16 protein-coding genes are annotated in these 15,957 nt (G+C 35.3%); 2 read left to right on the forward strand and 14 right to left on the reverse strand.

What is annotated here, in order from left to right; translation table 11 throughout:
- Window positions 1-22: 22 nt before the first annotated feature.
- The 4 genes from era to lepA form a co-directional block, all read right to left on the reverse strand.
- Window positions 23-925, reverse strand: coding sequence for a GTPase Era (gene era / locus E2R68_RS12285; RefSeq protein ID WP_134277980.1), 903 nt, complete (start codon window positions 923-925; stop codon window positions 23-25).
- 70 nt (window positions 926-995) lie between these two features.
- Window positions 996-1,682: a ribonuclease III gene (gene rnc, locus E2R68_RS12290; protein WP_134277981.1), complete on the reverse strand. Its 687-nt coding sequence runs from the start codon at window positions 1,680-1,682 to the stop codon at window positions 996-998.
- Entirely contained in the window at window positions 1,679-2,599 is a 921-nt protein-coding gene (lepB, locus tag E2R68_RS12295) for a signal peptidase I (RefSeq protein ID WP_134277982.1), read from the reverse strand. Before lepB ends, rnc begins: the two co-directional genes overlap by 4 nt.
- Before the next feature lie 157 nt (window positions 2,600-2,756).
- On the reverse strand, window positions 2,757-4,553 hold the full coding sequence (gene lepA, locus E2R68_RS12300; RefSeq protein ID WP_134277983.1) for a translation elongation factor 4: 1,797 nt from the start codon (window positions 4,551-4,553) through the stop codon (window positions 2,757-2,759).
- Between the two features lie 619 nt (window positions 4,554-5,172).
- Between lepA and E2R68_RS12305 the strand changes: the two genes are divergently transcribed.
- On the forward strand, window positions 5,173-5,634 hold the full coding sequence (locus E2R68_RS12305; RefSeq protein ID WP_134277984.1) for an RNA recognition motif domain-containing protein: 462 nt from the start codon (window positions 5,173-5,175) through the stop codon (window positions 5,632-5,634).
- 404 nt (window positions 5,635-6,038) lie between these two features.
- A complete protein-coding gene (locus E2R68_RS12310; protein WP_134277985.1) occupies window positions 6,039-7,349 on the forward strand; it encodes a hypothetical protein in 1,311 nt (436 codons plus the stop codon).
- A 63-nt stretch (window positions 7,350-7,412) separates the two neighbouring features.
- Here E2R68_RS12310 and E2R68_RS12315 read toward each other — a convergent pair whose 3' ends face one another.
- From E2R68_RS12315 to rbfA, 10 genes are all read right to left on the reverse strand, one after another.
- Window positions 7,413-9,479, reverse strand: coding sequence for a S9 family peptidase (locus E2R68_RS12315; protein WP_134277986.1), 2,067 nt, complete (start codon window positions 9,477-9,479; stop codon window positions 7,413-7,415).
- A gap of 99 nt (window positions 9,480-9,578) precedes the next feature.
- Entirely contained in the window at window positions 9,579-10,172 is a 594-nt protein-coding gene (locus tag E2R68_RS12320; protein WP_134277987.1) for an HD domain-containing protein, read from the reverse strand.
- Between the two features lie 12 nt (window positions 10,173-10,184).
- Entirely contained in the window at window positions 10,185-10,823 is a 639-nt protein-coding gene (locus E2R68_RS12325; protein ID WP_134277988.1) for an HD domain-containing protein, read from the reverse strand.
- A 37-nt stretch (window positions 10,824-10,860) separates the two neighbouring features.
- Window positions 10,861-11,175 (reverse strand): hypothetical protein, encoded by a 315-nt coding sequence (locus E2R68_RS12330; RefSeq protein ID WP_134277989.1) that lies wholly within the window; start codon window positions 11,173-11,175, stop codon window positions 10,861-10,863.
- An 87-nt stretch (window positions 11,176-11,262) separates the two neighbouring features.
- Window positions 11,263-11,715 (reverse strand): DUF1499 domain-containing protein, encoded by a 453-nt coding sequence (locus E2R68_RS12335; RefSeq protein ID WP_134277990.1) that lies wholly within the window; start codon window positions 11,713-11,715, stop codon window positions 11,263-11,265.
- A 105-nt stretch (window positions 11,716-11,820) separates the two neighbouring features.
- Window positions 11,821-13,614: a DNA repair helicase RadD gene (gene radD, locus E2R68_RS12340; protein WP_134277991.1), complete on the reverse strand. Its 1,794-nt coding sequence runs from the start codon at window positions 13,612-13,614 to the stop codon at window positions 11,821-11,823.
- 83 nt (window positions 13,615-13,697) lie between these two features.
- The gene (locus tag E2R68_RS12345; RefSeq protein ID WP_134277992.1) at window positions 13,698-14,300 is read right to left on the reverse strand and encodes a protein-disulfide isomerase; all 603 of its coding nucleotides are present in this window, start codon (window positions 14,298-14,300) and stop codon (window positions 13,698-13,700) included.
- A 21-nt stretch (window positions 14,301-14,321) separates the two neighbouring features.
- Window positions 14,322-14,531 carry a hypothetical protein gene (locus E2R68_RS12350; protein ID WP_134277993.1) on the reverse strand — a complete coding sequence of 70 codons (210 nt, stop codon included), beginning with the start codon at window positions 14,529-14,531 and terminating at the stop codon, window positions 14,322-14,324.
- Between the two features lie 17 nt (window positions 14,532-14,548).
- Window positions 14,549-15,487 (reverse strand): tRNA pseudouridine(55) synthase TruB, encoded by a 939-nt coding sequence (gene truB, locus E2R68_RS12355; protein WP_134277994.1) that lies wholly within the window; start codon window positions 15,485-15,487, stop codon window positions 14,549-14,551.
- Complete coding sequence (rbfA, locus tag E2R68_RS12360; protein ID WP_134277995.1) at window positions 15,487-15,912, reverse strand: 30S ribosome-binding factor RbfA; 426 nt, start codon at window positions 15,910-15,912, stop codon at window positions 15,487-15,489. The genes truB and rbfA overlap by 1 nt, the downstream gene beginning before the upstream one ends.
- Between the last annotated feature and the right edge of the window lie 45 nt (window positions 15,913-15,957).

The following is a 15,957-nucleotide window of genomic DNA, read 5'->3' on the forward strand; positions in this document are numbered from 1 at the left end:
GAACTAACAAGAATACTACGCTCTAACCGTTATAATCATCACCATAACCCAGTGAGCGTAATGCACGATCATCATCCGCCCAACCAGACTTCACTTTCACCCAGATTTCTAAAAATACTTTTGAATCAAATAATTCTTCCATATCAATTCGTGCATTTTTACCTATTGCTTTTAGTTTTTCGCCTTTATTACCAATCACCATACGTTTTTGGCCTTCGCGCTCAACTAAAATCAAGGCATTAATGTGTAATAAACCATTCGCTTTTTGCTTAAATTGTTCAATTTCAACAGTGACTGAATACGGTAATTCGTCACCTAAAAAGCGCATTAATTTTTCACGTACAATTTCAGATGCCATAAAACGAGAAGAACGATCGGTGATGTAATCATCTGGAAAGTAGAATTCAGATTCAGGTAAAACAGCTTTTGCCCATTCACGGATTTTTTCAACGTTATCACCAGACTTAGCTGACATCGGTAAAATATGAGCAAAATTATAAAGCTTACCGATCTTTTGTAGATGCGGTAATAATAGTTCTTTATCTTCTACGTTATCAATTTTATTAACCGCAAGAATAACCGGGCATTTTAAGTATTCAAATTTTCTTAATACCATCTCATCATCAGCATTCCAATTTGTACCTTCAACAACAAATACAATCATTTCAACATCATTAATTGAACTTGATGCAGCACGGTTCATTAAACGGTTAATGGCACGTTTTTCTTCAATATGTAATCCGGGTGTATCAACAAAAATTGTTTGATAATCACCATCAGTATCAATACCTAAAATACGATGACGTGTTGTTTGTGCTTTACGCGAAGTAATACTTACTTTTTGTCCAAGTAATGCATTAATTAGAGTCGACTTTCCTACATTAGGGCGCCCGACGATGGCAACTAGGCCACATTTTTGAGTCATTATTTAGCTCCTAAATAGATCAAAGTTAAAGTGAAGAATACAGGTAAATAAATACTATTTAGTAATAACATTATTGTTCACCTAATAATGCAGTTAGCATAGATTGAGCAGCAACTTGTTCCGCTTTACGACGACTAGTTCCTTTACCCTGTACCGCTTGCATGCCTTCAATAGTGCAACTCATCGTAAATTGTTGATTGTGAGCCTCACCTTTAACATCCAGTACTTCATAAAGTGGTAATGCTTGCTTGCGAGATTGTAAATGTTCTTGTAATCGGGTTTTAGGATCTTTTTGACTAATCCCTGGTTTGATTGTGTTAAGGCGGCTATCAAACCAATTTAATACTAACTTATTCGCTGTATCGATATTTGAATCTAAAAAAACAGCACCAATAATTGCTTCGACACCATCGGCAATAATAGAATCGCGACGAAAGCCACCGCTTTTTAATTCGCCAGGACCTAAAATTAGGCAGTCACTTAAGACAAATTCACGCCCTACTTCAGATAACATTTTTCCACAAACTAAGGTTGCACGCATACGGCTTAAATCACCTTCATCAACTTTAGGAAAACGTTTATATAAATCTGTTGATATAGCAAAACTTAAAATAGAATCACCTAAAAATTCCAAACGCTCATTATGGTCACCTAATGCACTGCGATGTGTAAGCGCTTGCTTCAACAATGAAAAGTCAGAGAACTGATAACCAATTCGTTTTTCTAATCGCTTTAATTCTTCTTCTTTCATGTTCATTTAATACTACCTATACGCTCAAAACGCACATTGCTTGGCACCCAATTTGGTAAGAAACTATCAGCACCACGATCAAATTCAAAGCTGATCCATTTTGCAACTGCTTTACCTACAAGATTACGTTCAGGAACAAATCCCCAGTAACGACTATCTCGGCTATTATCTCTGTTATCACCCATTACAAAATAATTACCTTCAGGAACAACCCACTCATAAGCATAAGTAGCAACATCTTTTTGCTGATAATAAGCAGCTACCTGATCGCGTCGAGATGGATTAATCAATAACTGATGCGCACCTTTGCCCAAAATTTCACTATAAACATCCATTAATCCATTTTCATGTTTAAAGCTTTCTTGTCCTAAGAAATTCATATCTAGTTTTTTATAATCACCACAAGTTGCTTCACCGCAGGCTGGTATTAAATATAATTGTTTGTCTTTGTAGACAATACGGTCACCAGGCAAACCAACAACGCGTTTAATAAAATCAACTCGTTGATCTTCTGGGTATTTAAAAACAGCAACGTCACCACGCTCAGGTGTGCCTGTTGGTATGATAGTATTTTGCCAAATAGGCTCTTTAATCCCATATGAGAATTTCTCTACAAGAATAAAATCACCCACCAGCAATGTAGGCATCATTGAACCTGATGGAATTTGGAATGGCTCATAAATAAATGAACGTAATACAAAAACAATGGCTATAACGGGAAATAAACTACGCGCGTTTTCAACGATTGGATTTTCAGGATACATTTTAGCTAAGGTTTTATCATCTAAAGGGACTTCAGATTTTTCTTGTAATGCTTGATAAGCGAGCTTACGTTTTTTAGCCCATTTCACTTTATCAATAACCCACACTATCCCGGTGACTAAAGTTAAAAGAACTAATATTAATGCAAATGAATTTGCCATTTGGTTTCCTATCTATTTTATAAATCAGATTACTTAATTTTTTCACTAATAAATTAGTGACATTTAAATAATATGACTCATTGAAATTTAAATGCGCCACTGAATACCAGCGCATTACAAAGCTATTAGTAAAACTCTACTGCCTAATAGTCAATAACTACTTATCTTTACCAATATGAAGAACGGCTAAGAACGCTTCTTGTGGTACATCTACATTACCTACAGACTTCATACGCTTTTTACCTTCTTTCTGTTTTTTCAACAGTTTTTTCTTACGGCTAATATCACCGCCGTAACATTTTGCTAATACGTTTTTAGTTAATTGCTTAACCGTTGAACGAGCAATAATCTTACTGCCTATTGCTGCTTGTATAGCAATATTAAACATTTGGCGGGGAATAAGTTCTTTCATTTTTTCCACTAATTCACGGCCGTAAGCTTCTGAATTATCACGGTGAGTGATTAGCGCTAAAGCATCAACACGATCACCATTGATCATTACATCAACGCGTACCATATCCGCTAACTGGAAACGAATGAAATTATATTCAAGTGACGCATAACCGCGACTGGTTGACTTCAAACGGTCAAAGAAATCGAGTACAACTTCACCCATTGGAATTTCATAAGTTAATGCAACTTGCTTACCGTGATAAGCCATTTTAGTTTGCACGCCACGTTTACCAATACATAAAGTAATTACATTACCTAAATAATCTTGTGGTACTAAAATATTACATTCAGCAATTGGCTCTCGGATCTCTTTAATATTATTAATTGGTGGTAATTTAGCAGGACTATCAACGTACTCCACTTCACCATTGTTTTGCTCAACTTCATAAATTACAGTTGGCGCTGTGGTGATCAAGTCAATATCGTATTCGCGTTCTAAACGTTCTTGAATGATCTCCATGTGTAATAAACCTAAGAAGCCACAACGGAAACCAAAACCAAGTGCCGAAGAGTTCTCTGGTTCATACAATAAAGAAGCATCGTTAATACTTAATTTACCCAATGCATCACGGAAGTTTTCATAATCATCCGAACTAACAGGAAATAATCCAGCATAAACTTGTGGTTGAACACGTTTAAAACCCGGTAACGCTTCAGGAGAAGGATTATCAGCTAACGTTAATGTATCCCCTACTGGCGCACCTAAAATATCTTTAATACCAGAAATAACATACCCTACTTCACCAGCTTTTAAGACACCTGTTTCTTTTTGTTTTGGTGTGAAATAACCCACTTTAGTAACTAAATGAACTTGACCCGTTGTCATCACTTTCATTCTATCGCCAACTTTAATTTGGCCATGTTTAATACGAACTAATGAAACAACACCTTGGTAATTATCGAACCATGAATCAATAATTAATGCCTGTAAAGGTCCATCAAGGTCCCCCTCTGGTGGTGGGATCATACGCACGATTTCTTCTAAAACTAAATCAATACCTAAACCTGTTTTTGCAGAACAACGAACGGCTTCCGTTGCATCTATCCCAACAATATCTTCAATTTCTTCTGCAACACGATCAGGTTCAGCAGCAGGTAAATCAATCTTATTTAAAATAGGAACAACTTCTAAGTCCATTTCTAATGCGGTGTAACAGTTTGCTAATGTTTGTGCTTCAACTCCCTGACCAGCATCAACCACTAATAATGCACCTTCACAAGCAGCTAAAGAACGTGATACTTCATATGAAAAATCCACGTGTCCTGGTGTATCAATGAAGTTCAATTGGTAAGTTTCACCATCTTGAGCTTTATAATCTAGGGTGACACTTTGCGCTTTAATGGTAATGCCACGCTCACGTTCAATATCCATAGAATCGGTTACTTGTGCCGCCATTTCTCGTTCAGTCAAACCACCACAAGTGCTGATTAAACGATCTGACAATGTTGATTTGCCATGGTCGATATGGGCAATAATTGAAAAGTTACGAATATTTTTCATGAATACTATAAATACCTTTTAAGTGACTACATGTTGCATTGCGATTATCGGTCCATCACGACTGAGGATCACTTTATCGCTGCTAACTCAAAACTGTTTTAATGTCAGCTTTAAGCAACTTAAATGCTTATTTTAAATGTCTAGTTTTAACACGCCTACTTGACGCATCTTAATTGCCGTGCATTCTAGCGAATTTCTATTTTAATCTCCATCTTTATACGTTTGATAAGCGAATGCTTTGACACTTCACTCAGTTAGCTCTTTTTTATTATTTGAATCGAAGTCAGAATAAAATCACGGCTTACTTCCAAAAAAGCATTTAGTAGATAAAAACAGCAGCTTACGTTTAAAACTTAGCCACTAACAGCGAGGGTTACTTCACATTTTTGACTTTTCTTGAATAAGATTAATGCGGATCAGCTAATCTGTGGAGGTTAATTTTGTTTTTTGGCATACAATAGCAAACGCTTTTAATGGATTAATCATGGCAAGGACTTCGCCACCATTCTCAAAGCATTATGCTGTCGTTTCAATCAAGTATCTTTTGAATACTATTAATTTGAATCTACACTTACGTTTCCAATTCTTTTTCTTTTATTATTTTTGAGGTTATTAAATTATGAAATCAAACACTCCAGTGTTGCTTTCTGTTGCAGTTGCCGTTGTCGGTATCATTGTAGTTAGCGTATTACCACTCGAGCTAAGTGGCGCAGTTTTATTTGCTGCAGGTGCAATTTTAAGTGGTTTAGCAATTCAAGTTGCAAACTCAGGTCAGAAAACAGCTTCATCAAGCTCTGCTGAAGGTGACTTTGCAACAACAACTCTTTACGTTGGTAATTTACCTTACCGCGCAAACGAAATGGCTATTCGCTCATTATTTTCAGAGCACGGTAAAGTTATTTCAGTACGATTAATGAAAGATAAGCACACAGGTAAACGTCGTGGCTTTGGTTTTGTTGAAATGCCTGAAAGTGATGCAGCAAATGCAATTGAAGCTTTAAATGAACAAGAGTTCCAAGAGCGTTCATTAAAAGTTAGAGAAGCAAATGAACGTACTCCTCGTGAAGAATCTGCACAATAATCATTTGTAAAATAAATTAAAAAATCCGAAAGTGATCCTATTACTTTCGGATTTTATTTTTACCACTGTTTTCACTTTAATCAAATTCAATATTGTTTATAGACTTTTCTTCCTCATCAAAATCCTTATCGATAATAGAAAATAAAAAATCACTTTTAATTGATTTTACCAAGCAATATTAGTGTATATTTCCTTACTAGATAGCGTTTCTCTATAGTTCTCATTATTGCATTGAGTCATTTATTTTAAAAAACATCTAAAAGAACAGAAACTCAAAGCAAAATTTGCTTTTAAATAATTATCTTCTTCTATAGAAATTCAGTAAATACATAACTTATTTTTAAGTAAAAAATAGCCAAAACTATTTTATACAATTGATATTATTATATTTTCTAGGTGGTTTTATGTCAGTCCTTTCTCCAAATAGTGTATTCACTTCTCTACAACAGGCAGGCCCTTTCTCTGTTTCTAATAATTCCTTAAATGCAGGACGATTTTCTACTCAAACACGTGAATGGATAAAAACCTTACAAAAAGATCCTAATAACATTACTAAATATCGAGCATTGCGCAGCCAAATATTTGAATTTTTGGAAGTCGATAATTTTGAACAGATCCAAAGTTTGATTGCAGATAAAACCTTACAAGAACAGCGAACTGAACGAGCATTACGTTTACTTGGTAATATGTTTGGTATTGATGGCAACCTTAATGAAATAAAAAGTCGCGTAGATGAGTACTCTCGTACAGCAGACGCCGTTATTCACTCATTGATTGGTAAAATTTTATCTCCTTACGTATCACATATTGAAGCCACCAATGAAATCGAAGTAACCAATAATCCGATCGAATTATTATTAATTATGTTCAATGATAATTATTATAAAAAAGCGCGTTTTGAAGCTCGTCGTAAATTAATTTTAATGACCTTGGCGGCAAGTATCGACCAACGAGAGAGAGAAACTGGTATTGAAAGTAAATTTTCAACATTCTTATCATTTTTAAATGGTTATGTATGGAGTCCAAATTTAAAAATAGGCGAATTAACGCCTGTTTACTTACACTCAAAACATCAAAAAGAAGATTATAAATGCACAGATGTAAACGTATTAACACCATCACAAGCGAAGTTAATACAACCAGCACAAGGACAAAAATTAACGCTTATTAAACGCCGTAGTTTTACTGTCGGTGACAAAAAAACACCTATTTATGTTTCAATCAGAAAAAAACCACCAGAAGCAAAAGTATTAAAACTATTAAGAAAGAACCAAAAAAATCCAGCAGTAGCTGTAGATGACGAACTAGGGTTAATGGCCGTACTGGACTCGGTAAGTGACGTTAAAGCCTTTCAACAACATTTAACTCGTAGTGCTTCTAAAGCTGATTCATTAATGGTACTTGAAGATATATCAGATACATTAAGTGAACGTACACACTATCGGGGTAAGGCCGTTGGATCTAGTGATAAAACCCCTATGATGAAATTCTTTGCAAGATTGGGTGGAATGCGTGTTGAGTTTATCATTCATACCAATCAATCATGGTTAAATTATAAATACCAACAAGATGTTGCACATAATGAATATGAAGTAAAACGTATCTTTGATACGGGAGTTATTGAACTACTTTTCCCTATGGATATTTTTCATTTACAGCATTCAAAAACGCGAGATGAAATGATTCAGTTTTTCCGTAAGCAGATAGAAACATAAAACTTCATTTTTACAAGTAGTTGCTGTCATCAACACGAATCCAGCAACTACTTAATCTTCAAACTATTTTGCTAAATCAATCAAAAATGCAAACTCTCTAGCGATATCTTCGAAATGTTTAAACCTTCCAGATTTACCGCCATGGCCTGCTTCCATATCTGTATATAACAGTAATAAGTTATCATCTGTTTTTAATTCTCGAAGTTTAGCAACCCATTTAGCGGGTTCCCAATATTGTACTTGAGAGTCATGTAGCCCGGTTGTTACTAACATATTAGGATACGATTTTTCTGATACCTGATCGTAGGGGCTATAACTAAGCATATAATGATAATACTCACGCTCATTAGGATTTCCCCATTCATCGTACTCTCCCGTCGTTAACGGGATTGATTCATCTAACATAGTTGAGACAACATCAACAAAAGGAACAGCAGCAACAACACCTCGGTATAATTCAGGAGCTTGATTAATAATAGCTCCCATTAATAACCCCCCAGCACTTCCCCCCATTGCAAAAACTTTCTCTTTTACGCCATAACCTTTGTTGACTAAAGCTTTTGATACATCGACAAAATCATTAAAAGTATTCTTTTTATTTAATAACTTACCTTGTTCATACCAATCTCGTCCAAGCTCTTCTCCACCTCGAATATGCGCAACAGCATAAACGAAACCACGATCCAACAAACTTAAATTAGCGCTACTAAAAGCAATATCTAAACTATGACCATATGATCCATAGGCATAAATCAATAGAGGGTTATTTTGATTAAATAACGCACGTTTATAAACTAATGAAACAGGAACTTCCACTCCATCGCGCGCTTTCACCCAAACACGCTCACTTTTATAGTCTTCACGACTAAACTGCCCCATAACCATGCTTTGTTTTAAAAGCGTTGTTTCACCACTTTCAAGATCTAACTCATAAACCGTTGAAGGTGTTGTGAATGAGGTATATTGATATCGAAATTTATCACTATCAGCCTGCGGATTGTAATGACTGAATACCGTATAAACAGGATCATGGAAGCTTAATTTTTTAGACTCTCCTGTTTTAAAATTAATTTGACGTAATACAGGTAAACCTAACTCTCTTTCTTCAACAACTAACCAGTTATTCATTAACTCATAACCTTCAAGCAATACATCATTCCTTGCTGGCACTAAGGTTTTCCATTCATTAGGTTGAATTAACTTACTTTCTAGAATTGAAGCTTTAAGTGTATGTAAAGCAAAGTTTTTACCCGTATAGTTACTGCGAATAAAAAACTGCTCTTGAAAATGATCAATACTATATTCATGATCTCGTTGTCTAGGCAGAAAACAATGAAACTCTTCTTCAGGCTTATTGGCATCTAGGACTAAACATTCAGAAGTTGTTGTACTATCGGCACAAATAATTAAATAGTTTTCATCACGTGTTTTATATAGATTCAGATGAAAAGTATCATCTTGCTCTTCATAAACTAATAGATCATTAACCGGCGAGTCACCTAATACATGGCGATAGACCTGATAGGATAATAATGTTTGAGGGTGCTGTTTTACGTAAAATATGGTTTTATTATCACTTGCCCATACCACATCGGTGACATCTTCAATACTTTCATCAAAAAGTATTCCTGAGTTTAAATCTTTAAAACGCAATGTGTATTGTCGGCGACTCACGGTATCTTCAGTAAAAGCCAACAACATAGAATCAGGCGATAAACTTAGCGCTCCAAGTTGATAATAAGCCAAGCCTAATGCACGCTCATTACAGTCGAAAAAAATATCAGCCTCAGATTCCATTGATGATTGATGACGAGAATAAATACAATAGTCTTGACCTTCTTCATAACGAGATAGGTACCAAAAACCTTTTTTAAAATAAGGTACAGACGTTAATTCTGGCTCCTGCCTTGCAACCATTTCATCATATAAATTTTGTTGGAGTGTAGATAAAGGAGCCATGATTTGCTCCGTGTACTTATTTTCTTGTTCTAAATAATCTAAGACATTTTTATCTTCTCGATTATCATCTCGTAACCAAAAATAATTATCTTGACGTTGATGATCATGAATTTCATGTATATGAGGTTTAATAGTCGCACGTGGTATCGCTAGATTTATTTTATTGTTCATCTTAATCCTATCATCAAATTGCATTTCCCTAAGGGCAGAGCTTCTTTATACAAGTCTTATCCCGAATAGAGGTTATTCAGGGATTAAATCTATCAATAATTAATCTTTAATTAACCAACCATTCGATACAGCAAGGTCTGTCTGTGAAATTACATATTCCCATAATTTAGGAGCAATAAATTGCAAGTAGCTATTACGTGCTAACACTTGTGATTGTTTAACTTTATGCTTAACCCAACTTCCACCTTGATTATTCATGTTTTGCACTAAGGGTAAAATTCGATCCATCGATTTTGCAAATTGTGCATCATGAGTCTCAGCAGCTTCAAACTCAAACCATAATGTTTTATATTCGTTATATTGCTGTTTCGGTAACAAACCAAATAAACGTTGTGCCGCTTTTTCTTCTTTTAAGGCTTGTAGATCGTGATCTTTGGTTTCAGCAAAAGCAAACAAATCTCCAGCATCAATCTCTATAATATCGTGGATCAATAACATTTTAACGACACGGTTAATATCGATAGAGTATTCAGCATACTCCTGTAATAATTGTGCCGTTAAAGCGATATGCCAACTATGCTCAGCACTATTTTCAGAACGGTTTTTGTCTTCTTTTACCGTCGTTTGACGATATACTGCTTTTAATTTGTCAATTTCTAGAATAAAAGCTAATTGCTTTTCTAAATCGTTCATAAATTATTCCTCTTAATATTCACACTCTATTTCAGAAGCTAGCTGTTGGATATAAGCTTTCATGAATTCAGTTCGTTTCGAAGCAAGCTTCTTTCCATAAGAGGTATTCATAGCATCAGCTAATTTTAATAACTTTTGATAGAAGTGATCTAACGTAAATTGCTGATCATCCAATGCTCTATTTTTAGCAAAAGGATCGTCTTCCGAATATAACATGCGCTTTAATTGACTACTCACTTGAATACATCGGGATACCCCGATTGCACCTAATGCATCTAATCTGTCGGCATCCTGTACTACTTGAGCTTCAATTGTCATGGCTGTTAAACCACCACTCACACTATGTGCCACAATAGCATGATGAATTGCACTTAAATACTTCTCTGGGTAATTGATACTTTGTAAGAATAAAACCGCTTTATCTGCAGCGTGTAATGAGCTCTGAGCACGTGAGGGATCGTTTTTAGGATAACTAACACAATCATGTAACCAAGCAGCCGGTAAAACCACATTTAATTCAGCATGCTCTATATCCGCTATTTTCTTTGCTAAACAGACAACTCGTTTAACATGTAATAAATCATGTGCTAAATCCGTTTTCATATTAATACGAATAAACTGTTCGCATTGAGCCTGATAATTATTAAACATATAGTACTCATATCCTGATCAATATTATAAAAATATTTTAATTTAAAAGGTGTTCCGTCATTAACGTTAATATTAACTTAGCCGAGAGCGCTAACAATGGATATTGAGCAATAAAATCAAAATCATCTGTTCCTGTTTTACCTACTCCAATGCCAACCATATCGGGATGAGCATTAAGAATAATAAACATTAAGCGTTTTTCTTTTTGAAGGTTATCAACTGTGACTGCATTAGAGCCTTGTAAGTTTTTTTCTAATAAACCAACCACAGTTGAAAGATTCAAATGAGTTTGTGTAAATCCGTCATTTGCCTCTGCAACTAACGTTAATAATGTTTCTATATTCTGTTTCATTTAATCGTACTTTTCTGATGCGTTTTACTGTTGATATAAACAAGGTTTTTATTAAGGTTAAACATTATCAATAGACAACCAATATTGTTATTCTTTTAGTAAACGCTTCAGCTCATCTACACGTTTTTTATTCGCACCTAAATCACTTTTCCCTACTCGTGATGAAGAGCGGAAATGTACTTTCTTATCCTCTGTCACACGTACTTCTAAATCATCTACAAAACCAAAAATACCCGAGGTGAATGTACTCGCAATGTAACCTTCTTCAACAATAACGATTTCACCCTTCATTGATTCTATTGCTGTTTTTAATTTAATAATGGATGTATTGATATCCCCTTCAAAAGTAAAAGGTTCAATTGTATTTTTAATCCCATCAACTGTTTCACTAATCACACAATTTTCAGTACTCGCGCAGGCTTGTAATTGCCCATCTTTTAAACCAGGAGCTTGGCCATTTTTAGAGATGACGCCTAATACAAAGAAAACGATAATTATCAATAAAATAATGGTAGCGGCAATATAGAGTAATTTAATCATTGTTATTGTTCCTAATAAGTTAAATGAGGTGGGCGTTTTAAGCTAAAAATAAAAACTGACTTCCATATCCTTTTTCTATGATACTCACTTTAAAGTTGTTAACTGCTATTCGGATTCAAGTTGTGTGAGCACATCTACTGCTTTAGGAAATTGCTCAATATTAAATAATTTATCTCGAATTTGCCAAAAACGCCCTACTTTATTTGCGATAATAATTTCAGGTGGCTGTAAACGATGTTCATTATTAATAACTTTAGTCACAGTGGCATCGGTGAAAGGACGAAAACGATCAATTAAATGAGGTTGAATAAAACGTTGTAAAAACTGAGCTTTTTGTTTTGCCGTGGTTAGTTGCCAGAACTCACTTATCTGCCCTTGGCCACCATAATAAGTGACTTTTAACTGGTTTTTCCCGTGCTTGTTTTTACTCGATTCAAGTTGCATGTCTTCACATCGAATAATCAATGCATCTTTTAATTTTAACGCTTCACGTAGTTTTTTATCAGGATCTACGAGCACTGCTTCACAATGTCCGCAAACACGTGCTGCGATATCATTATCCATTCCACACTGGTCGCAAAATTTAGCCCTAAAGCGATAGTCACAATGCACACGTTCTTCAAGCTGTTTACCATCATCATCTTCGGTAATTTTTAATGAATAGCCTTGGCACTTACGTCCATAATGTTCAATAACAAAACCAGCAGGATCTAGCTTTCCCCAAAAATTATTATTAAACTGACAAGCAGGACAAGGAATGGTGACGATTTCACTGCCACTTTCAGGTTTTTCTTGCCCAACTTCTGGCTGATATAAATCATAACAATTACCTGCAAACTCCATGACTAGACAATCTTTTTTACCTTCAGATAAACGTAACCCTCGTCCAACTATTTGTTGATATAAACTAATAGATTCAGTCGGCCGTAAAATAGCGATTAGATCAACATGAGGCGCATCAAACCCAGTCGTTAATACAGAAACATTGACTAAGAATTTAATTTTTTTGTTTTTAAAGTCTTGAATTATTTGGTCTCTATCTTTACCAGCCGTATCACCAACAATTAATGCAGCACTTTGATCACTTAAATAACCTAAGATTTCTTGAGCATGTTTTACGGTAGAAGCAAAAATCATCACTCCTTGGCGACCTTTTGCATGTGCAATAACTGACTTAATAATTTCAGGTGTTGCACGCCCTGATTTTTCAATCACTTTATTTAAATCAGCTTCGCGATAACTCCCCGTATTAGCAGGGCTAATTTGTGAGAAATCATAACTTAATACCGCCATATCCATCACTTTAGGCTCAGTTAAAAATTGCTCATCTAATAAAAAACGGATTGGTAAATCAAAAATACAATCTTTAAAGAAACGCGGTTCCTCACTACGCACCTGACCACGAGTATGGTATTGATATATCCAACCTAATCCTAATCTATAAGGTGTCGCTGTTAAGCCTAAAACCTTTAAATTCTCGTTGATTGACTGTAAGTGTTTAATCACTTTTTGATAACTTGAATCTTCTTGCATAGGGACACGATGGCATTCATCGATCACTAATAATGAAAAAGCATTTTTAAATAAATCGAGATTATTGACGATCGACTGAACTGAAGCGAATACCACTTGTTCGCTAGTTTCTTTACGACCTAATCCCGCTGAAAAAATAGACGCTTCCACGCCATAACTTTCATATTTAGCATGGTTTTGCTCAACAAGTTCCTTTACGTGAGCGAGTACTAACACACGACCTTTTGCAATCCTAGCAAGCTCTGCAATGATTAGACTTTTTCCAGCACCTGTTGATAATGCAAGCACTGCAGGAGAAGTATTACGCCGAAAATAATGCAGAGTCGCATTAACAGCATCTTGTTGATAAGGACGGAGTTGAAACATAAATCATTAACTTAAAATAAAAAAAGCGAAATAAACAGTTTGCTCATTTCGCTTAATAATAGAAACACAATGGATTAAAGCACTTAATCTTCTAGCTGTTTTTGAACATCCGCTACAATACTTTGTGGATCACCTATATATTGAGCATGATTTAATAAAACAGCATTATCATTATGTACTAGCAATAATGCAGGGATTGAAACAGTTCCCATAAAACCTTGTAAGTCATTGATATCAGAGAGTGTAAACATGGCATCTTTACTAAGCTCTTCTTTAAAAACTTTATTAGGAATAGATAATTTAAGATCTTCTGCAAGTTCATTAAAATCTATTTTTTTACCTAATGAATTACCTTCAACAAAATGCGCATGCTGTAACGCTTGTAATACAGGTAATAATTTATCCGACTGCTTAGTTGCAATCCAAGTTAATAAATTTGCACAAATAATGCTATTTTTGGGACTGTCGGCAAAACGCACATATTCTTGAGAAAAAGGTACATCGCTTTCTTTTTCAACAGCTTTAATAGTATTAAAACCAACACTATTACTACCATCATAATTTGCACAATGCCACACATGCACTTCCATTTCAGGGAAAGCTTCATCCAGAGCAACAACAAGCGGTGTTGCTGCATAACTCCATGGACAATGAGAGTCGTAAATAAAATATAATTCTGAGCTCATAAAACCTACCTTTTTAACATCTTATATGTCGAGTTCTAAATTGATTTGAGTGCAGCCTTTATTGCACTGAACACCACTTTCACCTTCACTGAGCACAGTTAAAGTAAGCGGTTGCTGACACTGTTCGCAAAGCACTGTCTGCCCTTTTGCAAGGCGCTTAATCACATTACGCTGTTGATTAAATGACTTAGCCGCTATTTTATTTATTTGAGAAAAATCTATTTTTGTCATATTAATCTTAACTGTACTTATAAGTCTAAATTAGCTAAACGTTTAGGCGCAATTAAACCATCATCATTCATTTGACCAACACCAATAAAAGTATGCTCGTCACCAACAGTGATACGAACGATAGTATCATCAGGAGCACCAAAAACTTGTACAGGTTGTCCGTGTAGCACATAAGCGCCCATTTCATCTGAAATATTCACTTCCGGATAATTTTTAACTGCAGTATCCATATCTAATAATAATGGATCAAGTAAATCATAAGGGCTGATATCTTCCCTTTTTGCTTGTTCAATTAATGCTTCAAGTTCATCGATAGTGACCATTCGTTCATAAGGATAATCAGCTACTTGTGTACGGCGTAACATTGAAACATGTGCACCACAGCCTAATAACTCACCTAGATCGTCAACAATAGTACGAATATAAGTCCCTTTACTCACATGAATATCAAGATCAACTTCATTACCTTCAAAGCGTAATTGATTGATTTCATAAACCGTAATTGGACGTGCAGGGCGATCAATGGTAATACCTTCACGCGCATATTTATACAAAGGTTTGCCTTCAAATTTTAATGCCGAATACATTGAAGGAACTTGTTCAATATCACCACGAAAAGTATCAACAGCCGCATCAAGTTGTGCTTGTGTTACTGCTACAGGTTTCTCACAAACAACATCACCTTGTGAGTCACTCGTATCAGTTCGAATACCTAAAGTTGCCGTCACGGTGTAACGTTTATCAGAATCTAATAGAAACTGAGAAAACTTAGTCGCTTCACCTAAACAAACAGGTAGCATACCCGTTGCTAATGGATCTAATGCGCCGGTATGCCCTGCTTTTTGAGCAAAGAAAATACGTTTAACACGTTGTAATGCATGGTTGGAACTGATGTCCGTAGGTTTATCTAATAATACGATGCCATTAATCGGGCGACCCTTTCCACGTTTTGCCATTACTTCGCTTCCTCTTCTTCATTAACCTCTAGTTCGTCTTCTTCACGACCAGATTCTTTAATTTTAACTTTATCATTTTTCACTGCACCACTAACAAGTTCTGAAATACGTAAACCTTCAGTCAGTGTTTCATCAAAACAAAAACGTACTTCAGGCACAATGCGTAATTTCATTGCCTTGCCTAAAAGACGACGAATGTAACCTGAAGCTGCATTCAAACCTTTTAATGATTCATCATTAGTTTGTTCACCAACAGTAAAAAACGTCACGTATACCGTTGCATAAGCAAGGTCACGAGTAATATCAACACCAGAAATCGTTACCATTCCAATGCGAGGATCTTTAACTTCTTGTTGTAAGATTCGAGCAAGTTCTTTTTGTACTTGCTGAGAAACTCGAGAAGCACGGCTATATTCTTTTGCCATTTGTAACTCCTAAATCAGCACTTATTTAGTGCTGTTTTTAAATGA

The organism is Psychromonas algarum (assembly GCF_004376845.1).
Classification (GTDB): Bacteria; Pseudomonadota; Gammaproteobacteria; order Enterobacterales; family Psychromonadaceae; genus Psychromonas.